This is a genomic window from Sphaerisporangium sp. NPDC051011 (assembly GCF_040653595.1).
Classification (GTDB): Bacteria; Actinomycetota; Actinomycetes; order Streptosporangiales; family Streptosporangiaceae; genus Sphaerisporangium.
Genome location: NZ_JBFAGG010000011.1, coordinates 40,538 through 64,443 on the forward strand (window position 1 = coordinate 40,538; position 23,906 = coordinate 64,443).

The window sequence follows — 23,906 nt, forward strand, 5'->3', positions numbered from 1 at the left end:
AGAGCGCTCTCCTTAGGTCGTCGTCCGCGGCGATACCCCCCCACCACAGGAGAGATCATGCAACCGTCCCGAAGTCCGTCCATGCTGCGCCTGGGCCTGATCGCGTCCACGCTGGTCGCCATGGTCGTGGTGAGCCTGGCCCTCATCGGCCCCGTGAGCGCGGTGGACTCCCTGCTCTCCCAGGGCAGGCCCGCCAGCGCCTCCTCCGTCGAGGGAGGCGGATACAGCCCGAGTGCCGCCGTCGACGGCGACCCCGGAACCCGCTGGTCCAGCGCAGCCGCCGACCCGCAGTGGCTCCAGGTCGACCTCGGCGGCACGGCGACGATCTCCCAGGTCGTCCTCTCCTGGGAGGGCGCGTACGGCAAAGCCTTCAAGATCCAGACCTCGGCGGACGGCTCCTCCTGGGCCGACGTGTACTCGACCACGACCGGCGGCGGAGGCACCCAGACCCTCAACGTCAGCGGGACCGGCCGATACGTCCGCATGTACGGCACCGCCCGTGGCACCGGCTACGGCTACTCGCTCTGGGAGTTCAAGGTGTACGGCAGCGGCGGCTCCGGCACCACCCCGCGGCCGAAGCCGACCTTCACCGACGAGGTGACCCACCACGAGTTCCAGGCGAACTGCTCGTGGACGGCGAACAAGCCGGACGACCCGATCGTGTACCCCGGCATGCCGGGCGCCTCGCACATGCACACCTTCGTCGGCAACACCACGACCAACGCCGGAAGCACGCTGTCGTCCCTGCTCGCCGGCGGCACCTCGTGCACCAACCCGCACGACAAGTCGGCCTACTGGTTCCCGAGCTTCTACAAGGGCGACCAGCTCATCCAGCCGGTCGGCGACCAGGTCATCTACTACAAGTCCGGCATCCTGGAGTACTGGCGCGTCGTGCCCTTCCCGCAGGGGCTGCGCTACGTCGCCGGCAGCACGACCGCGACGCAGGACCAGTTCCGTACCGCGCCGGGCGCCGTCGAGGGCTTCGAGTGCGGGAACGTCTCCAATGTCTGGGACATCCCGGCCTCGTGCGCGGCAGGCACCCAGGTGAACGTCCGCTACCAGGCCCCGAGCTGCTGGGACGGCGTCCACCTCGACAGCGCCGACCACAAGAGCCACATGGCCTACCCCGCCGGCGGCTACTGCCCGTCGAGCCACCCCGTGGCCGTACCGATGCTCGAGTTCAAGATCGCCTTCCCCGCGGACGGTGACCTGTCGCAGGCGCGGCTGTCCAGCGGACGCGGCTACAGCTGGCACTACGACTTCTTCAACGCCTGGGACAATCCCGCCATCCTCGACAAGCTGGTGACCCACTGCATCAACGGTGGCCTCCAGTGCAACCCCCGCGGCTACGACCTGTACAAGCCGCACCGGGGAGCCGCCCTGACCGAGAACTACGAACTTCCCTGACGCCGCACCGGCCGCCCGGCCCCGGTCACCGGGGCCGGGCCCACGACGCTCATCCGCCGAGGACCGGGGGGTACACGACGGCGGGGAGGACGAAGAATCCCGCGGGCGCGACGGCGCCAGGATTCAGGGAAGGAGCCCGAGGTTTCTCGCGCGGGTGACCAGCGCCACCCGGTTGTGAACCGCGCGGGGACAGGCGGCGTGCCGCCTGTCCCCGCGCGGATCTGACGATCAGCGCTTCATCAGTGCGAAGACTCCCCAGCCGAGATACTCACGCATGTAGCGCGCGTAGCGTGCGGGCTCGGTGCTGAGCTCGGCCCGTACCTCGGGCGCCAGTTCGTCGTCCGGGTTCCGGTCGAGCCAGCGGCGGAGGTTGAGCCACTGTGCCGCGCAGTACCGGTCCCAGCTGTCCTGGTCGGCCAGCATCATTTCCACGACGTCGTACCCGAGGTCCCCGAACTGCTCGATCAGCTCGGGCAGCGGCAGGAAGTCGGCGATGCTGGTGGCGTGGCAGGCCTTCGCGGCCTCCTGGTCCGGCGGAGTCCGACGCCAGTAGGGCTCGCCGATCAGCATCAGGCCTCCGGGGCGGAGGCTGCGGCTGAGCAGCTCGGTCGTTCCGGCGACGCCGTTGCCGATCCAGGTGGCGCCGACGCAGGCGGCGAGATCGACCGGCTCGTCCGCGACGTGACCGGAGGCCTCTCCGTGGACGAACTCGACCCGATCGGCGACGCCGAGCTCGATGGCGCGGGCATGGGCCTGCTCGGTGAAGACCGTGCTGATGTCCACGCCCGTGCCCGTGAATCCCAGGTCGCGTGCCCAGGTGCACAGCATCTCGCCCGAGCCGCTGGCCAGGTCGAGCACTCGTGTCCCGGGGGCCAGGTGAAGTGCCTGGCCCAGGACGGCGAGCTTGTCGGCGGTCAGCGGGTTGTGGATGCGGTGGCTGCTCTCGCGGATGGTGAAGATACGGGGAAGGTCCATGACCAAATTCCTTTCCGTCATGCCTTGCGGTGGGAAGAGCGGTTGATGGCGCGTCGCAGGCGCGCGATGTCCTTCTTGGGCCGTTCTCGCTCGGCGCGCAGCCGCGCGTCGGTGCGGGAGGCGGCATAGGCGTTCTCGCGCAGCAACCGGCGGTAGCCGTCCAGGCGCCGCCGGGTGAGGCGACCGGACTCGACGGCCGCCAGAACGGCACAGCCCGGCTCGGTGGTGTGGGCGCAGTCGGCGAAGCGGCAGCCCCCGGCCGGCTCGATGAACTCGGCGAAGAACCGGTCGCGTTCCTCGTCCCAGCCGTATTCGGCCGGAGTCAGGACGCGCGCAGGAGAGAAGAAGGCAGGTTGCTGATGAGCAGGTTGATGAAACAACGCGGAGACCCTTAGGAAGGGGCCCCTCCGGACGGCACGTGCGACCAAGAACTCCCGCTAGGAGAGAGGAAGGCAGGTGCGGGTCAGGACGAGGCCCGGGAAGTGAGGATGATCCGGGCGCTGCGCACGGCAGCGGTCTCCACGACAGTCATCAACTCACCTCCTTCGATCTCCGCAGCAGACCCAGTCGCCACTGCGACCCCTAGAGTAACACGGCCTCTGGCGTCGCCGGGCCGCCTGCCTGTCACCGGCCACTGATGCCGGTGACAGCGCACGCCGTGACCTCAGCGAGGATCCGAGGGCTTGACGCGCTCTCCGGCATGAATGCCGGAGATTCAGCCTGTGCCGCACGTGCGGCACTTCTGCGGCTTCCTGCTTCACCGACCTGCGCCACCGAAGCGGTCTTACCGGGTCTCCACAGGCTTTCGAACCCAAGGGCTCCGTTCCCGCCCGTCCAGCGGTACCTGACGCGAGCAGGCTAACAGACGCCGATCCACCTTGGCGGCGGATCGGCTTTCCCTGCCCCGCTACGCGGGAGAGTCCGCTTCACCCCCGGCCTGAAGGCGGACGAATCCGGTAGCCGCTCACGCTGAGCCGACTCCGCTCCTACCTTGCGGCTCGCCGTAGCTTCGGGAGTTCCGGGCCGTCCCCGGCGTCGCGGCCGGCATCGACTGGGCCAGGGCGATCGCCCCGGCCGTGCGCGAGGCGATCGCCAAGGAGAACGGCTAGCGGGAGGCCGGTGCGCGCCACATCGGGTACATGACCGGGCCGTCGGGTAGTTCGAGGAGTTCGGGCATGTCCACGTAGCCGTGGCGCAGGTAGAGGCGGCGGCTGGCCTCGCTGCTGGCCTCCAGGTAGGCGGGCATTGCTTCGGTGTCGAGCCGGCGGTGGTGCTCCTCCAGCAGCAGGCTGCCGAGGCCGCGCCCGGTCCGTCCCAGTTCCAGGGCGATGAACGCCAGGTAGTGGTGCGGCTCGTGCGGGTGGAGCTTCTCCATCTGCCGGCCGAGGATGGCGTAGCGCCCCGCGTGTTCTCCGGCGAAGGAGGCGATCGCCTCTTCCTCGCCGGGGATCTCGGGGAACGGCGCGGTGAGCCAGACCGCGACCCCGGCGAGTTCCCCGGACTCGTGGATCCCGTAGACGTGGCCGTGCTCCAGCGCGTGCGCGGTGTACATCGTGAAGAACCGCCGCTGGATCGGCACCCGCCGCTCGGGCGGCGGGATGAGCCAGCTGCTGATCGCGTCGTGGCCGAACGTGCCGGCGATGATCTCGCCGGCCGCGGCGGCGTCCGTCATGAGGGTGATCTCGGCCGTCACTTGGAGCCTCCGCCGATGGCCTGCGCGCCGAGGCCGATGTTGGCGTACACCTCGGGCCTGGTCGCCCGCAGCACGCGCCCCCACACGAGGCCGAAGGCGATCGCGACGACGAAGATGCCCGGCAGGATCCAGCGGATGGCCGAGTCGGGCGCGACGTTGAGGACCGTGTCGAAGTTGATCAGCGTCATCCCGATGATCACGCAGAGCGCGAGGATCGCCAGCGCCGGGGCGATGCGCGTGCGCCACGCCGTCTCCCCCGAGGGGTTGCGGGAGAAGAACACGATCACCGAGATCGAGGTGATGGTGAGCAGGGTCAGCAGCCCGAGGCCGCCGAACGCCCCGAAGGTGAAGAACAGCTTGGTCACCGGGTCGAGGCCGGAGACCGCGTAGACGGTGATCACGATCAGCCCGAGCACCGTCTGCAGGATCGATCCGGCCATCGGGGCGGCGGTGCGCACCGAGGTGCGCCCGAACACCGAGGGGAGCACGTTCTCGCGGCCGAGGGCGAAGATGTAGCGGGCCGTGGTGTTGTGGAAGGCGATCATGCAGGCGATGCTGCTGGTCACGAACAGGACCGAGCCGATCGTCGAGACCGTGGAGCCCAGGTGGGTGGCCGCCTGGTTGAAGACGAGCGTGGGTCCCTGCTGGGCGGCCGCCTTGACGATCCCGTCCGGTCCGGTCGGCACGGTCAGGGCCCAGGCCGACACCGCGTACAGGACCGCGATGATCGTGATCCCCAGGTAGGTCGCGACGGGAACGGTCCGGTCGCGGTCCTTGGACTCCTCGGCGAACACGACCGACGACTCGATCCCGGCGAAGCCCGCGACGACGGTGGCCAGCGCGGCGCCCACGCCGGGCACGAACAGCGACCCCGGGGTGAAGCCCGAGAAGTCGATGCCGCCCGGGGCGGCGTTGAACAGGTCACCGATGTCGAAGACCAGGACGACGGCGATCTCGCTGACCAGCAGGACCGAGAGGATCTTGCCGTTGACGTCCACCCGCAGCAGGCCGAGCAGCCCGGTCAGCGCCCACGCCGCCAGCGCGATCACCCACCACGCGGGCGAGCCGCCGAACCAGTCCCGCAGCAGCGGCTCGGCGGCCGATCCGATGATGCCGTACAGACCCAGTTGCAGCGCGTTGTAGGCCAGCAGCGCCACCCACGCGGTGGCCACCCCCTGCGTCCGGCCGAGTCCCTGGGCGGCGTAGGCGTAGAAGGCGCCCGCGTTCACGACGTGCCTGGCCATCGTCACGTACCCGACGGCGAAGAGCGCGAAGACCGCGCCCAGCAGCAGGAACGCGAACGGCACGCCGATCACGCCCGTCACCGCGTACGCCGTCGGGACCGAGCCCGCGACGACCATCAGCGGCGCGGCCGCGGAGATGACGAAGAACACGACCGAAGGGACACCGAGCCGGTCCTTGGCCAGTGCGGCGGAGACGGCGCTGGACCGTTGCTCTGTGAGGGACATCCGGAACTCCGAGAGAATGGGGGTGGATCACCGACGGCTGATGACGGCTTGGCCGACGGCAACCTCGGTCTGGACGATGAGTTTCTGCAGTGGTGCGGGAAGCATGGCGTGCGTGGTGGCCGCGAACGCCGGGTCGTGCTCCCACATGACCCGCTGGGCGCCGCCGGTGGCGGCGAACAGCCCGTAAAGGACGCGGTCCCTGAGCACGGGCGGCTCGCGCCGCTGGACGGCGAGGTTGAGCCGGGCCAGCGGCCAGGCGGCGACGTTCGGGTCCACGGGGGCCGGCGGTTGCTGTTTCAGCAGGTTCCGCGTCGGCGGCCTGAGCAGTTTCGCAGCGATCATCCTGGCGGTGACGTCGGCGTAGACCGTGCGGGCGAAGAACAGGAGCCAGGTGTCGACCGGGTGCTGTGGCTCGGCGAGGACGTGGTCGAGCACGTTCTGCGTGACCGGGTCGCCGGTGGTGCCGCGGAAGGTCGCGTACAGGCGTTCCCGGCCCGGCACGGTGTCCAGGGTGACGCGCTCGGCGAGCATCAGCTCACCGAGGACGGCACCCGCCAGCGCCAGGCTCGCGAGACGGACATGCAGTCGCGGACGCCCGCTCCCATTGTCGTGCATGACGAAGAACAGGTCGTCGGCCAGCGACGGGCTCGTGTGATCACCCTCAGCCACGAGCGGTGATGATATAGGCGATTAGTTAAATCTGTCATCGATGAATGATCGGCTCGCTATAGGAACAACCGGATCCTCCAGCCACAGTGGGCAGATATGCACTGAAGCGTTCCCCTTCCGGTTTAAACCCTTATATCCGATTTCAGGGAACGCTGCCGGCTCGCGGACAGCTGACGCGGCCCGGAAAGACAAGACCGCTCTGGCCCCGGATCTCTGAACGAACGTCCCCCGGCACTTGGAGTCCCGGTCCAGGCTGGAATGATCAAACCTGTCCATGTGCCGCCGGCGCCCACGCACCGGCGGCGTCCCGACCTCCACGACGAAGAGTTCTCCCATGACAGACGAACGGACCCCCGCGGCCATCGACACCACCACCCCGCACTCGGCCAGGGTGTGGAACTACTGGCTGGGCGGCAAGGACAACTACGAGGTCGACCGGGAGGTCGGCGAGCAGGTCCGCCGGGTGTACCCGGGGATCGTGGACGTCGCCCGCCACTCGCGGGCCTTCCTGGGCCGGGCGGTGCGCCACCTCGCCGGCGAGGCCGGGATCACCCAGTTCCTGGACCTCGGCACCGGACTGCCCACGGTCGACAACACCCACGAGGTCGCCCAGCGGGTCAACCCCGCGTGCAAGATCGTCTACGTGGACAACGACCCGCTGGTGCTGGTCCACGCCCGCGCGCTGCTGACCAGCACGCGCGAGGGAGTGTGCGACTACGTCGACGCCGACGTCCGCGACCCCGCGCACATCCTCCGGGAGGCCGCCCGCACCCTGGACTTCGACCGGCCGATCGCGCTGATGATGCTGGGCATCCTCGGCAACGTCTGGGACGACGCCGAGGCGCGTGAGGTGCGCGACCATCTGGTGGCGGCGCTGGCGCCGGGCAGCCACCTGGTCCTGGAGGACGGCACCAACGCCGTCGACCCCGAGGCCGCCGCCGAGGCCGAGAAGACCCGCGCCGAGGCGGGCGACCCGTACAAGCTGCGCACCCCCCAGCAGATCGCCTCCTACTTCGAGGGCCTGCGCCTGCTGGAGCCGGGCGTGGTGTCGGTGTCGCGCTGGCGCCCGGAGGAGACCCCCTGGGGCGTGCCCGACGAGGTCACGGCCTTCTGCGGCGTCGCCGTCAAGCCTTAGACCGGCGCCGCTGCCAGCGTCGGCTCCTCGACGAATCCGAGCGTTACTCGGACTTCCAGAGGCCACCAGAGGGCCTCGAGAAGAATCACAAAACGGACAGCATCAAAATGGCGCCGTAAATGGGAAGAGAATCGGGAATTGCCGGCTGATATGACCCGATGGCCGAGCGTCGCGGTCGTCGGGGCCCTCACCCGGCGCCGGAGCGGAGGCGCCTGCGGTTTCAGGCGCCCGCCGGTCCGCTGTAGTCGGTGGCGGCATAAACCTGCAGGAGCCTCTCGACTCCGCGTAGGAAGGTCTCGCAGATCAGCACCGGGTCGAACAGACATCCGGCGGCCATGGCGCCGTCGCGCATCATCACGAAGTGGCGGGCGGCGGGCTCGGCGCCGGTCTCCTGGATCTTGGCCAGCAGTTCCGTGACGGTCTCCAGGAACCATCGGCGGTGGGCGAGCACGGCCTTGCGCACCGGGGACTCGGGGTCGGGATACTCGGCGGCAGCGTTGAGGAAGGCGCATCCCCGGAAGCCGGGAGACTGGATGCCTTGGGCGATGGACTTGCCGAGGGCCCGGATGGTGCCGGCGGCCGGGAGTCCGGCGGCGACGGCCTCGTCCGCCTGACCCCGCATGGCCCGGTCGACCTCGTTCAGGTAGGCGAGGACAAGGTCTTCCTTGCCGGGGAAGTGCCGGTAGAGGGTGGCCCGCGTCACCTGCGCTTCGGCGACGATGCGATCGATGCCGACGGCGTGGATGCCCTCCGCGTAGAAGAGCCGGGTGGCCGTGTCGAGCAGCCGGGACCGCGCTTCGGACGGCCGGCCTTCGGATTCGCTACGCATGAGACCATCCTAGTAGGTAGAACGTTCGGTCTTGACAGTTTGCAACCGTAGATTGCAGGCTATGCGAGGTAGAACGTTCTGTCTCGTCGGAGAGTTGTTCCAGTGGCTCGTCGTCTTTACGTACGCACCGCCCCGTTGTTCATCGGTACGGCCGTGTCGCCGCGGTCGGCCTGTCGGCGGCGGGTCCGGCGTCCGCGGCACGGAGGACCTCGGACTTTCCGTCCTGCGTGAAGCCGGCCCGGATTTCCGTCGAGCATCTGCCGCGACCATGGCCGTCAGCAGCGCCCGTGCGCCGGGAGTGCCTCCCCGGAACGAGCGAGGCGGTCTCCTCGTCACTCAAACTCCGAGAAGGATCATCATGAGCTCCATCGCTGCTTCGCCCGGCATTTCCGGGACCGCGTCCGCACTGCGGCGGCTGTACTTCGTCCGGTTCGCGTTCGCCATCGTCTGGGCCCTCGCGATGTTCACGACCGCCTCGAACCTGGGTCCGCTCGCGGTCACCCTGCTCGTGCTCTACCCGCTGTTCGACGTGGCCGCCGCCGTCATCGACGCCCGCGCGTCGCGCGCCACCGGATCACCTGCCCTGCTGTACGTCAACATCGCGGTCAGCCTGATCACCGCCATCGGCGTGGCCATCGCCTGCGCGTCCGGCATCCCGGCTGTGCTGCGCGTGTGGGGCGCCTGGGCAATCGTGGCCGGGCTGGTCCAGCTGATCGTGGGCGTCACCCGCCGCAAGATGGGCGGCCAGTGGCCGATGATCATCAGCGGCGCCATCTCGGTACTCGCCGGCGCGTCGTTCATCCTTGGTGCCTCCGCGGCCAGCCCGGCGCTGACCAACGCGGCCGGCTACGCCATCCCCGGCGGCATCTTCTTCCTCATCTCGGCCTTTCGCCTCGGCCGCGCCGCGAAGGGAAACTGACCCGCTCCTGCCGGCCGTGGTCATGCCTTCCTCGACGCCCTGGACACGCCGGCGGCCGGGGTTCACAGGGGCGGGCGGTGGTCGTTGAGGACGCGCTGGAAGAGCAGGCAGTCGCGCCAGGCGCCGTCGATGTGCAGGTAGTCCGGCGCCATGCCGATCGAGGCGAACCCGGCCTTGCCGAGCACGCGCTGGGAGGCGAGGTTGCCGACCAGCGTGCTGGCCTGGACGCGATGCAGGCCCAGACGCTCCCCGGCAAGCTCGCACACCAGCTCGACGGCCGTGGTGGCCAGGCCCCGGCCGGTGTACTCGGCGTCGATCCAGTAGCCGAGGTCGGTACTGCGGAACGGGCCCATCACGATGTTGGCCAGGGTCATGGCACCGACGATCCGGCCGGCGTCCGCCAGGACGAGGGACAGCGCCCGGCCTTCACGCTGTTCGCCCAGCCGGCCGCCCACCCGGGCGGCCTGGCCGGCAGGGGTGAAGAAGTCCTCCGGGCGCTCCGGCTCCCAGGGGCGCAGGTGCGCGCGGTTGCGCGTGTACGCCCGCGCCAGGGGCTCGGCGTCGGCCTGCACGAGGGGACGCATCTGGATCTCGCCGGTCACTCTCACCGCGGGCACGATCATCCGGACATGATAGACAAACCAGCGCGAGCAGGCCGGGGACGGCTATGACGGCCCGAGGTCCCACCTCATCTCGCCGGCCGGCACGGCGCCCCGCCGTCGGCCGAGGTCGTGGGCAAGGTCGTGGGCGCCGGCATCGCCGGCGCGGTCCCCGTCACGGGCGGCGGGCCGAGCCGCCCAGACCGGGAATGAGGATCGCCCCGACGATCAGGTGCAGGGCGGCCAGCGTCACCAGGGCGGCGGTGCCGGTGGCACCGAGCGGGCCGGCCAGCGACAGGACGAGCACCGCGACGGCGATGATCGTCCAGGCGCGGCGCGGGCGGGCGAGGAACCGCTCCAGCGCCGCCAGCAGCGCCCAGGCCGCCAGCCCGGCCCCCACGGCCGCCGCGGCGACCGCGCCGGCCCCGACGGGCTGGAGGTCGCCGCCCAGCCGGACGTCCAACACGATCCCGCCGACCGGGACCGCCAGCGTCCACAGCGCCAGGGCCGCGGCCGCCGCCCCGGCCACGCTGGAGGCCCGCCGGACGGCCTGGCCCCGGGACGAGGCGGACGCGGATGTGATCTCACCGGACATGTCGCTCTCCTTCGGATGTCGCCTGACGGGGACGGCCCCGCGAGCCGTCCGCCCCCACCGGGGCCGGTGGCGGGGCCGTCCCCCGCTCGCCGCCAAGCCTCGCCGCCGAGGCGGGCGGGAGGCATCGGGCGGGAGGCGGCGGCGCACCCCGCCGCGGTAGGGCCGGGTACCGACTTTGGTAGGTGCCCTCACGGCCGGGCCCGGAGCTACCCTGACCAGGTGATCGGCGAGTTGTTCTGCGAACCCGGGGCAGGGCCGCGTCGCGTCCCGGCCACGGCCGTGGCGGCGATGATCGCCGCGACCGGGGCGCTGGCCGCGCTCACGGTCTGGGGGCGCATCGGCGCCGCCGGCGGCCTGCTCGGCCTGGACGTGGCGGCGGGGGCGCTGGCGTGCGCGCTGTCGCCGGTGCTGCTGTGGCGGCCGGTCGAGGGGACGCTGGGGCTGTCGGTCCTGGCGGCGCTGTCGCCCGCGGCCACCCCCGCGGCCACGCTGGGCGCGCTGCGGGTCGCCCAGTGGCGGCGCTTCCCCGTCGCGGCCGCGGTCTCGGCGGCCGGGATCGCCGCGCACGCGGCCCAGGGGGCGTGGCGGCCGAGCGGGGGCATCTCGCCGGGCTGGTGGCTGGCCCTGGTGGCCGTCGCCTACGGGGCGCTGGCCGGCTGGGGCGCGCTGGCCCAGGCGCGGCGCGCGCTGGTCACCTCGCTGCGCGAGCGGGCCCGCCGCGCCGAGGCCGAGCAGGGCCGCCGGGTGGCCGAGGCCCGCATGCTGGAACGCACACGGATCGCCCGCGAGATGCACGACGTGCTGGCCCACCGCCTGTCACTGCTGGCCACCTACGCCGGGGCGCTTGAGTACCGGCCCGACTCCCCGCCCGAGCGGCTGTCGCAGGCCGCGGGAGTGATCCGCGCCGGCGTCCACCAGGCGCTGGAGGAACTGCGCGACGTGATCGGCCTGCTGCGCGACGACGACCACGACCGGAACGGGGACGGGACCGGGGAGGCGGACGGCGCGCGGCCGCAGCCCGTCCTGGCCGACCTGCCCCGCCTGGTGGAGGAGTCCCGGCAGGCGGGCGAGCACGTGCGGCTGCGCGAGCGGGTGGCCGAGCCGGGCTCCCTGCCCGCCGCCACCGGCCGCACCGCCTACCGGGTCGTGCAGGAGGGGCTGACCAACGCGCGCAAGCACGCCGCGGGCCGTCCCGTCGAGGTGGTCCTGGAGGGACGGCCGGGCGCCCATCTGGTGATCGACATCCGCAACCCGCTGGCCGGCGGCCCGCCGATCACGCCCGGCGCCGGCACCGGCCTGGTGGGGCTCACCGAGCGGGTGCACCTGGCAGGCGGGCGGCTGGACCACGAGACGACCGCCGGGGAGTTCCGCTTGCGCGCCCGGCTGCCATGGCCGGCGACAGGACCCTCGACAGGACCGGCGACGGGGCCATCCGCGGGGCCGGCGTGAGCCGCCCGCTGCGCGTGCTGCTGGTGGACGACGACGCGCTGGTGCGGGCCGGGCTGGCGATGATGCTGGACGGCGTCCCCGGCGACCCGGCCATCGCCGTGGTGGGCGAGGTCGCCGACGGCGAGGGGGTGCTCGCGGCCGCCGACGCGCACGCCCCCGACGTGGTGCTCATGGACGTCCGGATGCCCCGCGTGGACGGCATCGCGGCCACCCGCCTGCTGCGGCGGCGCGCCGACCCGCCCGAGGTGATCGTGCTGACCACCTTCGACACCGACGAGAACATCCTGCGCGCGCTGCGCGCCGGCGCGAGCGGCTTCCTGCTCAAGGACACCCCTCCGGCCCAGATCGTGGACGCGGTCCGCCGGGTCGCCGCCGGGGACCCCATCCTGTCGCCGCGGATCACCCGCCGCCTGATGGACCGCACCGCCGTGCAGGCCGGCGCCTACCAGCGGGCCCGCGAGGCGATGGCCGGGCTGACCCCGCGCGAGCGGGAGGTGGTGCTGGCCGTGGCCCAGGGCGCGACCAACGCCGAGATCGCCGCGGAGCTGTTCATGAGCGTGGCCACGGTCAAGGCCCACGTGTCCAGCGTCCTGACCAAGCTCGGCCTGGGCAACCGCACGCAGATCGCCCTGCTGGCCCACGACGCGGGCCTGGCCTGACCGGGACCCACGACCTGGCCAGGACCGGGCGGGCGTCCCGCCGGGCCCTTGCGGGCGCCGAGGGGTAAGGCTACAATCCGGGATTATTAGGAAAGTTTCCTAATGAAAAGGGAGGTACAGGGACGTCACCTGCCCTTTCGCCTCCAGTGAGGCCACTCCTCGCACACCCCTCACAGAGGGGGCCTCGCCCGCCTCACCCCGGCCGACGCCACGCCCACGCCATCCCGCGGCGCGTACCGGCCGGCGGCCGTGCGATCCCGGCCCGCAGCCGTCCCATCACGCGGCACGGCCACGGCCGAGCCCTCGGCACACTCCACACCCCCCACCCCCCTGGAAGTGTCACGTGAGATTCCGCGTCCTGTTCCTCGCGGCCCTGGCCGTCCTGGCCGCCCTGACGACCGCCCTGGGCACCCCCGCGCTCGCCGGCGCCACCGCCGCGCAGCACTCCAGCACCGCGGCCCGCGCGCTGGCCGCCGCCCCCTGGGCCCCGAACACCGCCTACGCCACCGGCGCCCACGTCACCTACAACGGCGTCGAATACGAGTGCGTGCAAGGCCACACCTCGCTGGTCGGCTGGGAGCCCGACCGCGTCCCGGCCCTGTGGAAACCGGTCACCGGCGGCGGCACCGACACCACGCCGCCCTCGGTGCCCGCGAACCTGCGCGTCACCGCCACCACCTCCAGCAGCGTCTCGCTGGCCTGGGATGCCTCCACCGACAACGTCGGTGTGACCGGCTACGAGGTGTACCGCGGCACCACCCTGGTCACCACGGCCACCGGCACCACCTACACCGACTCCGGCCTGGCCGCCTCCACCACCTACAGCTACACCGTGCGCGCCCGCGACGCCGCCGGCAACCGCTCGGCCGTCGGCGCCGCGGTCACCGCCACCACCCAGGGCGGCACCGGCGCCCCCGGCCAGCCCGGCACCGTCACCGCCACCCCCTCCAGCAACAGCATCGCGCTGAGCTGGGGCGCCTCCAGCGGCACGGTCACCGGCTACCGCGTCTACGAGGGCGCCACACAGCAGGCGCAGGTCTCCGGCACCAGCGCCACCATCTCGGGCCTCGGCACCTGCCAGACCCACACCTACACCGTCAAGGCCTACAACGCCTCCGGCGAATCGGCCGGCCGTGACGTCACCGCCACCACCACCGGCTGCAGCAACCCCGGCAAGATGGCCGGTGCGCCGTATCTGTACATGGGCTGGGGTAACCCGCCGAACCCGGGCGCGGTGATGGACGCGACGGGTATCAGGTCGTTCACGATGGCGTTCATCCTGTCCAGTGGTGGTTGTAATGCCGCGTGGGACGGTCAGCGGGCGCTGACGGGTGGTGCCGATCAGCAGGCGATCAACACCATCAAGTCCAAGGGCGGCAGCGTGCAGGTGTCGTTCGGTGGGTGGAGCGGTAACAAGCTCGGCCCGAACTGCTCCTCGGCGCAGGATTACGCCAACGCGGTGCAGTCGGTCATCAACGCGGTCGGGCCGGCGGTGGTGGACTTCGACATCGAGAACACCGACGAGTTCGAGAACTACACCGTTCAGGACCGTATCCTGAACGCGCTGAAGATCGTCAAGCAGAACAACCCGGGCGTGAAGGTCGTGGTGACCTTCGGCACCCTGGTCTCGGGGCCGAACTACCACGGCACGCGGCTGATCAACCAGTCGCGGGCGCTGAACGTGCCGATCGACAACTACACGATCATGCCGTTCGACTTCGGTGGCGGCAACATGTACAACGACACCGTCAGCGCCTCCGAGGGCCTGAAGAACGCGCTGAAGAACGCGTGGGGCTGGAGCGACGCCCAGGCCTACGCGCACATGGGCATCTCGGGCATGAACGGGCTGTCGGACCAGTCCGAGGTCACCTCTCCGGGGACCTGGACGCAGATCCGTGATTGGGCCAGGTCCAAGGGCCTGACCCGGTTCGCCTACTGGTCGGTCAACCGCGACCGCGCCGGCGGCGCCGGCGTCCCGTCGGGTGAGTGGGAGTTCACCCGCATCACCGCCGGCTTCTGACCCTGGGGCACGGGGGACGGACCGGCGTCCGTCCCCCGGCCTCCGGCGGACATCCCCAGGCGGGTGGCCGGCCTCACACCAGGCCCGGCCACCCGCCTCTCCCATGCCCCGGCCGGCACCTCCTCCAGCGGCGTCGCCTCCCCTGCTGGACACTCCTAGCGCTGGGGCCCCGCCGTCCACAGCCGGAGCTTGTCGGGGTTGCGTACCGCCCAGATGTGCTTGATCCGGTCACCCGCGACCTCGAACGCGTACACCGATACGGTGACGCCGTCCTGCTGAGCGATCAGGCCGGGCTGACCGTTGACCATACGCTCCAGGATCGTCAGGGTGCGGAGCCTGCCCTCGAGATGGACCAGGGAGCGCGCGATCTGCTCGCCGCCTTCGACCGGGCGGAGCGTGGCGCCGACGAGGCCGCCGCCATCGGCGATCGCCGTGGCGTCGGGGTCGAGGAGGCCGATGAGGGCGTTGATGTCCTTGGCTTCCCATGCCTGCTTGAAGTCCCTGACGATGCGGGCCTGGTGGATCGCCGGCGTCGCGGGAGCCTGCGCGGCGCCGATGCGACGGCGTGCCGAGGAGGCAAGCTGGCGGCAGGCCGCCGGGGTACGTCCGACGATCTCGGCCACCTCGGCGAAGGGGTAGCGGAAGACGTCGTGCAGGATGAACGCGACGCGCTCGGCCGGGGTCATCGATTCGAGCACGACGAGGAAGGCCATGTTGACCGACTCGTCGAGGGTGACCCGGTCGGCCGGGTCGACGGTGATGCCGTCCGGCCGCCCGGTGATCCACTCCCTAGGTTCGGGTAGCGGCTCGGGAACCCATTCGCCCACGTAGCTCTCGCGGCGGGCTCTCGCCGAGGAGAGCAGGTTGAGACAGACGCGGCTGGCGACCTTGGACAACCAGGCGCCAGGGGATGCGATGGCGTCCTGCTGCTCCCGGGACATGGCGTACCAGCGGGCGTAGGTCTCCTGGACGACATCTTCGGCGTCGGCCAGGGAGCCGAGGAGCCGGTACGCCAGATTGATCAGCTGACGCCGCTCACTCATGATCACGGTCAGGCTCGGATCGAGCGGGCCGCCTCCTGGCCCGGACTGGATGGTCATGGTGTCGCCGGCTCCCTTGGTCGCGTCTTCTCTTACCAGTTTCGACAAGACAGCGCCGTGAACTGTGAGGCCGGCGCGTCGCCTCACAATTCACCTCACATTCCGAGGTGTCGTGTTGTCGGACTAGTGAGACACCATCCAGCACGCAGTGGCCGCCCCCCGGCGGGTACGCGGATCGCCCGTCGAGACCCGAGTCGAAACGCGTGATCGTCCCCGCGCCGGCCACTTCGTGATGAAGGACCAACCCATGAAGGGCCGACCCCATCGGGTCGCAAGCCTCGAATGCTGAGATCGAGAAGGGAAACCTCGCCATGCCCACGCCCGGACACCACACACCCCACAAGGTCGTCGTCATCGGCGGCGGTTACGCCGGCACGCTCGCGGCCAACCATCTGCGGATGCGCGACGACGTCGACATCACCTTGGTCAATCCCCGCCCGGAGTTCGTCGACCGAATCCGGCTGCACCAGTTCGTGGCCGGCACCGGCGTGGCCACGGTGGACTACGGCACGCTGCTGGGCGAAGGCATCCAGTTGGTCGTCGACAGCGCCACGCGCATCGACACCGCCGCCCGCACGGTGCGGCTGGCGTCGGGCCGCGCGCTGGACTACGACCATGTCATCTACGCGGTCGGCAGCACTGGCCCGATACCGTCATCGGTGCCTGGCGCGGCCGAATTCGCCGTCTCCATCGCCGAATTCGAGTCCGCGCAGCGGCTGCGCGCCAGGCTGGACGAGTTGCCTGCCGATGCTCCGGTCACCGTGGTCGGCGCCGGGTTGACCGGCATCGAGACGGCCGCCGAACTGGCCGAACAAGGACGCAGGGTCACGCTGGTGTGCGGCGCGATCCTGGCGCCCACAGTGAGCGCGCCGGGCCGCCGATACATCGCCAAGTGGCTGTCCCGGCACGGTGCCGCCGTGCTCGAGGCCAATATGGTGACCGAGGTCCGGCCGGACGCGGTCGTCCTTGCCGACGGCGCGGTACGCGCGAGCGCACTGACCATCTGGGCGGCAGGTTTCGGCGTGCCGAAGCTGGCGGCCGCGAGTGGGCTGCGCACCGACGAGCTCGGCCGACTGCTCACCGACGAGACGCTGACCAGCGTCGACGACGACCGCGTCATCGCGGCCGGGGACGCCGCCGCACCATCGGGCCGGCCGCTGCGGATGAGCTGCTACGCCGCCGGGCCGCTCGGGGCGCAGGCCGCCGACACCGTGCTGAGCCGCATCGCCGGAACCGAACCCGCGGTGATCAGCCTGGCCTTCTCCGGGGCGTGCGCCAGCCTCGGCCGGAGTGCCGGCATACGACAGCTCGCCCGCAAGGACGATACCGCGGTGAACGTCTACGTCGGCGGCCGCATAGGCGCGGCGATCAAGGAGACGACCTGCAAGCTCGGCGTGTCGAAGATCCGCCGCGAGGCCCGCAAGCCGGGTTCCCTGCTCTGGTTCAAGGGCGGTCCACGTCCTCAGCAGCCGGCCACCGCCACACGGGCCGGTAAGCCGCAGTAAATCACCATCGCGCGGGTCCCCGTCGCCGGCGTCATGGGTGATCACGAACCGAGAACAAAGGGAGGAGGACGCCTCATGGAGCCCACAGCCAACAGGTTCCGCCCGGCCATGCCGGCCCGATCCGATGCCGCGCACCGGACGAGGCTCAGTGGGTGGGTTTTACGGGCCATCGTCAGCGCGCACATGGTCGCGATCGCCGGTCAGCCGGTGTTCGCCGGCGTGTATCTGAGCGGTGACTACGACGGCCTGCGCTGGCACGCGGCCGGCGCCGACATCGTCACCTCCATCGGCTACCTGCAGGTGATCGCAGCGATCATGCTCTGGGTCCGGCTGCGTCGGCTCTGGCCGTTCCTCGCCACGCTGGCCCTGGTCGCGGCCGAGACCGTGCAGTACTTCGCCGGGATGGACGGCGCGCTGTGGCTGCACATCCCGCTGGGAGTGACGACCGTCGCCGCGCTCGCAGTGCTGTTCATCGCCGTATGGCGCAGGCCCCTCCTGCGGCGCACGCAACCCCCACCCGCGCCGGCCCAGCCGAGGCGGCAGGAGGCCCGCGATGCGTGAACACCATGACCGGCGATCCGGCCACGCCCGCGACATGACCAGGCGCCAGGCGCTGGGCATCGGCGGGACGCTCGGCCTGATGGCGGCCACCGGGCTGTCGACCTCGGCCGCGCTGGCCCGCCGCCCGCCGGTCACCGGCGCCGAACTGCGCAGCGCCGTGCCGCTGCCACCCGCGTTCCAGGTGCCGTTGCCCCTTCCCTCCGTGCTGGCGCCGGTCAGCACCTCGGGCGGCGCCGACCACTACGAGATCACCCAGCGCGAGACGACCGCGGAGATCCTGCCCGGTGTCAGGACGCCGCTGTGGACGTACGACGGGACCTTCCCCGGGCCGACGATCGAGTCGCGCCGCGGCCGGCCGATCACCGTGACCCATCGCAACGACCTGCCCGTGCCGACCGTCGTACACCTGCACGGCGGACGGACCCCGGCGGATTCCGACGGATACCCGACCGACCTCGTCCTGCCCGAGATCTGGCCGGACGCCGCCCACATGATGCACCCCGGCCAGGGCGGGCACGGCACAGGGCACCACGCTGGGCACGGCATGCGCGACCCGCGGGCGGCGCCGACCAAGCTGACGCGGGACTACACCTTCCCCCTGGACCAGCGGCCGGCGCTGCTGTGGTACCACGACCACCGGATGGACTTCACCGCCCCCGCGATCTGGCGCGGCCTGGCCGGGCTGCAGATCGTGCGCGACGACGCCGAGGACTCGCTCGGCCTGCCCGCGGGGCGGCGCGAACTACCCCTCATGATCACCGACCGTGCGTTCGCCGCCGACGGCAGCCTCGACTACCCCGCCCTCGACCCCACCCTGCGAGAGCGACCAGGCGTTCGCGAGGCCTATCTCGCCGGAGTCCTCGGCGACGTGATCTTGGTCAACGGCGCCCCGTGGCCCGTACACGAGGTCGACGCGGCACGGTACCGGCTGCGCATCCTGAACGCCTCGAACGCCCGGCACTACGAACTCGAAGCGATCGGCGACGACGGACACCGGCTCGATCTCGTCCAGATCGGCGCCGACCAGGGGCTGCTCGCGGCGCCGGTCACCCACCGGCTCCTGCCGATCGCACCGGCCGAACGCTACGACGTGATCGTCGACTTCTCGGGCGTCCCCGTCGGCGGCCTCGTCAGAGTCGTCAACCGCCTGGGCTCCGGCCGTACCCGCGACGTGATGGCCTTCCGCATCGCACGCAACGCCACCGACGACAGCCACATCCCACGCGTCCTCTCGAACGACCTGCCGGCCTGGCACCGGTCGGACGCCGTCCGGGTGCGCGACTTCTCCTTCCGCGCCGGACGCATGCGCGGCGACCACGGATGGCTGATCGGCGGGCTGCCCTTCGACCCCGCCCGCTCCGATGTCACCGTCGATCTCGGCGATGTCGAAGTGTGGCGGCTGGTCGCCGACGTCCACCATCCCATCCACCTGCATCTGGTCGGCTTCCAGGTGCTCACGCGCGGCGGCCGGCCGCCACTGCCCCACGACGCGGGCCTCAAGGACACCGTCTCATTACGGCCGGGCGAATCGGCAGAGATCATCACCCGCTTCGACGGATACCGCGGCCGCTATCTCTTCCACTGCCACAACGCCGAACACGAAGACATGGGAATGATGGCCAACCTCGAAATCATCTGACGCAGCGGTGGCGATACCGATCGGGTGGCTGACAGCGTCATGTGTGCGGTTTGTGAGCGGCGAGCTGGAAGGTGAGGTCGTCCGCGTCACCTATCCGGAGGAACCTCATGTCCCACCATGATCTGTCATCTGATCCCGCGGTGCGGCCACGCCGGCCGCGCACGCTCACCGCTTCGGCGCTGGCCGTAAGTCTCACCGTGGCCACCGCGCTCCCAGCCACCGCCGCGGCCACCCCGTCCGCGACCTGGAACGCCACCAAGGCACAGCGCGCCCAACTACAGCAATTGGCGCGCAAACTGGTGGAAGCCGGAGCGCCCGGCGTGATCGTACGGGTCGACGACGGCCACGGCCGGCCGATCGAGATCGCCGAGCAGGCCACCTGGACCAGACCCGACCACCTGCTCAAAGCGCGGGACGAATTCCGGATGGGATCCAACACCAAGACCATGATGGCCGCACTCGTACTCCAACTGGTCGCCGAGGGCAAGCTCGCCCTGACCGACCCGGTGGCGAAATGGCTGCCAGGCAAGGTACCCAACGGCAAAGCGATCACGCTGCGCATGCTGCTGAACCACACCAGCGGCCTGTTCGACTACACCAACGACGCCGCGATCCGGCCCTCGATACTCGGCAAAGATCGGCGGCGGTGGACCCCGGCGAAGCTGCTCGCCATCGGGGCGAAACACGATCCACTGTTCCCACCGGGCACGAAATGGTCGTACAGCAACACCGGCTACGCCGCCATCGGCGCCGTCCTGGAACGGGTCACCGGAGCGAACCTGACCGACCTCGTCCAGGACAGGATCGCCCGACCGCTCCACCTCGAGCACACCTACTACGCCACGGACTCCACCTGGCGCGCCCCCCACGCCCACGGCTACGAACCGGACGCCACCCACATGCCACCGGGCGTGCCGGCCGCGTACAGGCACTTCGCCGGGCCACGCCACCACGGCCACGTGAACGTCTCCGCAAACGACCCCGGATGGGGCGGGCCGGCCGGGGCGGTGGTGTCCACCACCCAGGACTGGTCCCGGTTCCACACCGCACTGATGTCCGGCGAACTGCTACCCGCCGCCCAGCTCGCACAGCTACGCACCACAGTGCCGATCGACCCACGGCAACCGGACGGGCCCGGCTACGGGCTGGGCATCCAGACCGGTACCACCCCCTGCGGCACGTTCTGGGGCCACGACGGCGGCATGCCCGGCTACCTCACCACCAACCTCACCGACCGCACCGGCAACCGCACGGCGACCGTCCTCATCGCGACGGAGTCCTGGGCCGAGTTCGAAGCCGACCCGAAGATCGCCAAGGCCGCCCACGCACTCCAGACCGCCGTGACCTGCACCATGTTCGGCAAGCCCACGCCGACCGCAGCTCACGCCGGCTGACCGGCACGGCCGGCCCCGAGCGCGGTGATGATCGCGGACACCAGGCCCTCGGCCTCGGCCCGCGACATCGCCGCACCCGCGGCGTACGCGGCCGCGAACCCGGCGCCCCCCAGAGCAGCCGTGACCCGCTCCGTGATCACCCGCACATCGACGTCGCCGAGATCGGCCCAGCCCCGCAGCACGGTGGCCACCCCCAGCAGCCGTCCCGCCCGCTCCGGCCGATCGCGGCACAGCTCGATCGCGGCGACCACGACCGCGATCGACGCCGCGACCGGCGTATGCCAGGTCAGCGTCAAGCGCACCGCCGGGTGGTCGAGCCGGCGCGCCGCCTCGTCCGGAAATCCCTCCGCGACGTCCACCAGGGCGAGCACGCCCAGCAGCAACGCGGTCAAATGCGGCGTGGTCGACCGGCCAGGTGGCGCCACGGCCAAGCCGGCCAGCGCGTGTTCGCGAGCAGGCCCCGGCCACCCGGCCCTCCACTCCAACCGCGCCAAGCCCAGGCGCACCTGAGTCCGCGACTCCGCCGAACCGCCCCGCTCCACCTGATCGAGCAACTCCGCCAGTCGCCGCCGCCCGCCGTCCACGTCACCGGCCTGAACCCGATACAACGCGGACGCCACCTCGTTCTCCATGGTGTGCTCAGGCATACCCAGTTCACGGAAATACCGAGTGGCCCGCTCGGACAGCGCGGGCGCACCGGCCGGCTCACCAGACCGCATCAACGCCGAATTCAAAGCGCTCAACGTGATCGCCAGACCCCACCGCTCACCGAGCTCCTCAAAGCCGGTCAGCGCACGCGACAGCAAGTCCGTCGCCTCGGCGACATGCCCGGTGTTCATGGCCAGCACACCCCGAACCATCAGACCCAGCGACCGGCACCACGGATCCGTCCGCCCGTCCGCGAAAGCGAACACCTCTCGATCGCCTCCCGCGCCAATGGCGAGCGCCAAACGGGCCATCTCCACAATGGGATGGCTACCGGGGACGACGCGCGCCAACGCCGTCCGGATCCGATCGAAGACCGCTCCCACCTCGTCCGGCCCGACGGCCTCAGTGGCGGCGAGCGCATGCGCGGCCACCACCAGCCCGCGCGCCCGCGGCTCGGCCGGCCCACGCACCTGGAGCACCCGGCCGAGCAGGTCAAGCGACTCCGGCGGGAAGTCCCGCAGAAACCAGAACCAGCACAGCGCCACACCGAACCGAACCGCCAGATCCGCGTCGCCGCACTCGACCGCCCAGCGGATCGCCGCCGACACATTGTCCCGTTCCGCGGACAGGCGCACCAGCCAGCGCAACTGGTCGGACGTACGCAGATACGGGTCCGCGGTCTCGGCCAGCCTCAGGAAGAACCCGGCATGCCGCCCGCGCACCTCGGCGACCTCACCACGCCGAGCCAACTGCTCCAGGCCGTACTCCCGGATGGTCTCCAACACGCCGTACCGCGGCTCGACCGGGTCGGCAGGCTCCACCAGGTGCAGCAGGGACTTGTCGACCAACGCCGCCAGCAGCCCCCGGACATCACCCAACCGGCCGATCGCCTCCGCCGCCTCCTCAGTGAAGGTACCGCGCACGACCGACAACCGTTCCAGCAGCACACGCTCGTCGGAGTCGAGCAGATCCCAGCTCCACGCCACCGCCGCACTCAAGGTCCGATGCCGCGGCAACGCGATACGGCTGCCCCCGGTGAGCAACCGGAACCGATCGTCCAGCCGCGCCGCGACCGCCTCGACCGGCAGGGCGCGCAACCGCGCCGCCGCCAACTCGATCGCCAACGGCAGACCGTCCAGACGACGACAGATCTCGACCACCGCCGCCAACGCGCTGCCTTCCAGAGCGAAACCCGGCCGCACCGCGACGGCCCGATCGTGGAACAACCGGACCGCCGAACAGGCACGAGCCCGCTCCGCCGTCGAACCCGGTTCCGGCAGCTCCAGCGGAAGCACCGGATGCAAGATCTCCCCATCGATCCGCAGCGGTTCGCGACTGGTGGCCAGCACCCGCAGCCTCGGACACCGGCCGAGAAGAGCCCCGGAAAGCACCGCGGCGGCCTCGATCACATGCTCACAGTTGTCCAACACCAGCACCAGATCGTCGTCCGCGAGCGTCTCGACCAAGTGATCCAGCACCGCCTCCGGGGTGACAGGCCGCGGCGCCACACCCTCTTCGCGCACCCGCAACAGGTCGAACACCACACGAGGCACATCCTCCGCACCGATCGGAGCCAGCGGGACGAACCACACCCCACCGGACGGCGCGAGCTCCCGGCCGACGGTACTGGCCAGCCGGGTCTTGCCCGCCCCTCCCGGACCGACCAAGGTCACCAGACGAGCACGACCGAGCAGGTCGACCACACGGCGGACATCGTCATCACGGCCCACGAAACTCGTGAGCGGGACGTCCAGATTGCCACGCGACCGGCGGGACCGCGGAAGCTCACCGCGCAACACCGCCAGGTGAGCCTCCTGAAGATGCGGCCCGGGATCACTACCGAAACCATCCGCCAGCAGCCCACGGATCCGCTGAAACGCGGCCAGCGCCTCGGCGCCCCGGCCGTTCACCGCCAAAGCCCGGATCAACTGGGCATGCAGCCGCTCGCGCAGCGGATGTGCCGCCGCCAGCGACTCGAGCTCGCCGACCAGCCCCAGGTCCGCACCCAGCGCCAGCTCGGCCTCGAACCGATCCTCCAAGACGGCCAACCGGGCCCGCTCCAACCGTTCGGCCTCGGCCGCGGCGAACGGCGCCTCACGCACATCCGCCAAGGCAGGACCGCGCCACAGGCTCAAGGCCTCGCGCAACATGGCGGCAGCCTCGGCAGGCCGCGACCGCGCGTACAAACGCCGACCCGCACGGGCCAACCGCTCGAACCGGACGGCATCGACCGCGTCCGGCTCGACCACCAGCCGATACCCCGCCGGTCCCAAGGTGAGCAGCCCAGGGTGCCCCAGCACGCGCCGCAACCGGGACACCAACGATTGCAACGCATGCAAAGGAGCGTCCGGTACCGCCTCACCCCACAGCGCCTCCACCAAGGACGCCGGCCGGACGGCACGCCCGGCGTCCAACGCCAGCCGAGCCAGCAACACCCGCAGCCGCGCACCCCCGACCCACGTCGGCCCCGCAGCGGTGTCCAGCACCAGAGAACCGAGCACGCCGACACGCACCCGTCCACCAGCGCCCCGCGACTCGGCCGCATTCGCCATGGCCAGGAGTCTGTCAGACAACAACGCATCACCTGACGATCAACGTCCGAGCACCGGCAGCTCAGCGCCCTGCAAACCGAGGGCACCAC

General features: G+C 71.0%; 20 protein-coding genes. 10 read left to right on the forward strand and 10 right to left on the reverse strand.

Annotated features, from left to right (window positions below; genetic code table 11):
- Positions 1-57 precede the first annotated feature (57 nt).
- Positions 58-1,407: a DUF1996 domain-containing protein gene (locus AB0H21_RS24955; protein ID WP_358520753.1), complete on the forward strand. Its 1,350-nt coding sequence runs from the start codon at positions 58-60 to the stop codon at positions 1,405-1,407.
- Positions 1,408-1,635: 228 nt separating this feature from the next.
- Here the strand turns inward: AB0H21_RS24955 and AB0H21_RS24960 are convergent, their stop codons facing one another.
- The 5 genes from AB0H21_RS24960 to AB0H21_RS24980 all read right to left on the reverse strand — a co-directional run bounded on the left by AB0H21_RS24960 (position 1,636) and on the right by AB0H21_RS24980 (position 6,213).
- Positions 1,636-2,382 carry a class I SAM-dependent methyltransferase gene (locus tag AB0H21_RS24960; protein ID WP_358520754.1) on the reverse strand — a complete coding sequence of 249 codons (747 nt, stop codon included), beginning with the start codon at positions 2,380-2,382 and terminating at the stop codon, positions 1,636-1,638.
- Between the two features lie 17 nt (positions 2,383-2,399).
- The gene (locus AB0H21_RS24965; RefSeq protein WP_358520755.1) at positions 2,400-2,762 is read right to left on the reverse strand and encodes a hypothetical protein; all 363 of its coding nucleotides are present in this window, start codon (positions 2,760-2,762) and stop codon (positions 2,400-2,402) included.
- Positions 2,763-3,487: 725 nt separating this feature from the next.
- Entirely contained in the window at positions 3,488-4,075 is a 588-nt protein-coding gene (locus AB0H21_RS24970; RefSeq protein ID WP_358520757.1) for a GNAT family N-acetyltransferase, read from the reverse strand.
- Positions 4,072-5,544 (reverse strand): APC family permease, encoded by a 1,473-nt coding sequence (locus tag AB0H21_RS24975; protein ID WP_358520758.1) that lies wholly within the window; start codon positions 5,542-5,544, stop codon positions 4,072-4,074. The genes AB0H21_RS24970 and AB0H21_RS24975 overlap by 4 nt, the downstream gene beginning before the upstream one ends.
- Before the next feature lie 27 nt (positions 5,545-5,571).
- Entirely contained in the window at positions 5,572-6,213 is a 642-nt protein-coding gene (locus AB0H21_RS24980; protein WP_358520759.1) for a GPP34 family phosphoprotein, read from the reverse strand.
- Between the two features lie 334 nt (positions 6,214-6,547).
- Here AB0H21_RS24980 and AB0H21_RS24985 point away from each other — a divergent pair, with 334 nt between their 5' ends.
- Complete coding sequence (locus tag AB0H21_RS24985) at positions 6,548-7,348, forward strand: SAM-dependent methyltransferase (protein WP_358520762.1); 801 nt, start codon at positions 6,548-6,550, stop codon at positions 7,346-7,348.
- A 220-nt stretch (positions 7,349-7,568) separates the two neighbouring features.
- On the opposite strand, the gene AB0H21_RS24990 is transcribed toward AB0H21_RS24985, so the two are convergent.
- Entirely contained in the window at positions 7,569-8,177 is a 609-nt protein-coding gene (locus AB0H21_RS24990) for a helix-turn-helix domain-containing protein (protein WP_358520765.1), read from the reverse strand.
- 358 nt (positions 8,178-8,535) lie between these two features.
- Between AB0H21_RS24990 and AB0H21_RS24995 the strand changes: the two genes are divergently transcribed.
- Positions 8,536-9,096: a hypothetical protein gene (locus tag AB0H21_RS24995; protein ID WP_358520768.1), complete on the forward strand. Its 561-nt coding sequence runs from the start codon at positions 8,536-8,538 to the stop codon at positions 9,094-9,096.
- Positions 9,097-9,158: 62 nt separating this feature from the next.
- Here the strand turns inward: AB0H21_RS24995 and AB0H21_RS25000 are convergent, their stop codons facing one another.
- Positions 9,159-9,719 carry a GNAT family protein gene (locus AB0H21_RS25000; RefSeq protein ID WP_358520771.1) on the reverse strand — a complete coding sequence of 187 codons (561 nt, stop codon included), beginning with the start codon at positions 9,717-9,719 and terminating at the stop codon, positions 9,159-9,161.
- 151 nt (positions 9,720-9,870) lie between these two features.
- The gene (locus tag AB0H21_RS25005) at positions 9,871-10,290 is read right to left on the reverse strand and encodes a DUF6069 family protein (protein WP_358520774.1); all 420 of its coding nucleotides are present in this window, start codon (positions 10,288-10,290) and stop codon (positions 9,871-9,873) included.
- 219 nt (positions 10,291-10,509) lie between these two features.
- Between AB0H21_RS25005 and AB0H21_RS25010 the strand changes: the two genes are divergently transcribed.
- The 3 genes from AB0H21_RS25010 to AB0H21_RS25020 all read left to right on the forward strand — a co-directional run bounded on the left by AB0H21_RS25010 (position 10,510) and on the right by AB0H21_RS25020 (position 14,418).
- On the forward strand, positions 10,510-11,739 hold the full coding sequence (locus tag AB0H21_RS25010) for a histidine kinase (protein ID WP_358520777.1): 1,230 nt from the start codon (positions 10,510-10,512) through the stop codon (positions 11,737-11,739).
- Positions 11,736-12,398 carry a response regulator transcription factor gene (locus AB0H21_RS25015; RefSeq protein ID WP_358520779.1) on the forward strand — a complete coding sequence of 221 codons (663 nt, stop codon included), beginning with the start codon at positions 11,736-11,738 and terminating at the stop codon, positions 12,396-12,398. Before AB0H21_RS25010 ends, AB0H21_RS25015 begins: the two co-directional genes overlap by 4 nt.
- Positions 12,399-12,741: 343 nt before the next feature.
- Positions 12,742-14,418 (forward strand): carbohydrate-binding protein, encoded by a 1,677-nt coding sequence (locus AB0H21_RS25020; RefSeq protein ID WP_358520782.1) that lies wholly within the window; start codon positions 12,742-12,744, stop codon positions 14,416-14,418.
- Between the two features lie 155 nt (positions 14,419-14,573).
- Here AB0H21_RS25020 and sigJ read toward each other — a convergent pair whose 3' ends face one another.
- Positions 14,574-15,518: an RNA polymerase sigma factor SigJ gene (gene sigJ / locus AB0H21_RS25025; protein ID WP_358520784.1), complete on the reverse strand. Its 945-nt coding sequence runs from the start codon at positions 15,516-15,518 to the stop codon at positions 14,574-14,576.
- Between the two features lie 311 nt (positions 15,519-15,829).
- Between sigJ and AB0H21_RS25030 the strand changes: the two genes are divergently transcribed.
- The 4 genes from AB0H21_RS25030 to AB0H21_RS25045 all read left to right on the forward strand — a co-directional run bounded on the left by AB0H21_RS25030 (position 15,830) and on the right by AB0H21_RS25045 (position 20,617).
- Entirely contained in the window at positions 15,830-17,023 is a 1,194-nt protein-coding gene (locus AB0H21_RS25030; RefSeq protein ID WP_358520787.1) for an FAD-dependent oxidoreductase, read from the forward strand.
- 183 nt (positions 17,024-17,206) lie between these two features.
- Entirely contained in the window at positions 17,207-17,584 is a 378-nt protein-coding gene (locus tag AB0H21_RS25035; protein WP_358520790.1) for a hypothetical protein, read from the forward strand.
- Positions 17,577-19,223 (forward strand): multicopper oxidase family protein, encoded by a 1,647-nt coding sequence (locus AB0H21_RS25040; RefSeq protein ID WP_358520792.1) that lies wholly within the window; start codon positions 17,577-17,579, stop codon positions 19,221-19,223. Before AB0H21_RS25035 ends, AB0H21_RS25040 begins: the two co-directional genes overlap by 8 nt.
- Before the next feature lie 140 nt (positions 19,224-19,363).
- Positions 19,364-20,617, forward strand: coding sequence for a serine hydrolase domain-containing protein (locus AB0H21_RS25045; RefSeq protein ID WP_358520794.1), 1,254 nt, complete (start codon positions 19,364-19,366; stop codon positions 20,615-20,617).
- On the opposite strand, the gene AB0H21_RS25050 is transcribed toward AB0H21_RS25045, so the two are convergent.
- The gene (locus AB0H21_RS25050; RefSeq protein WP_358520797.1) at positions 20,605-23,817 is read right to left on the reverse strand and encodes a BTAD domain-containing putative transcriptional regulator; all 3,213 of its coding nucleotides are present in this window, start codon (positions 23,815-23,817) and stop codon (positions 20,605-20,607) included. The genes AB0H21_RS25045 and AB0H21_RS25050 overlap by 13 nt on opposite strands.
- Between the last annotated feature and the right edge of the window lie 89 nt (positions 23,818-23,906).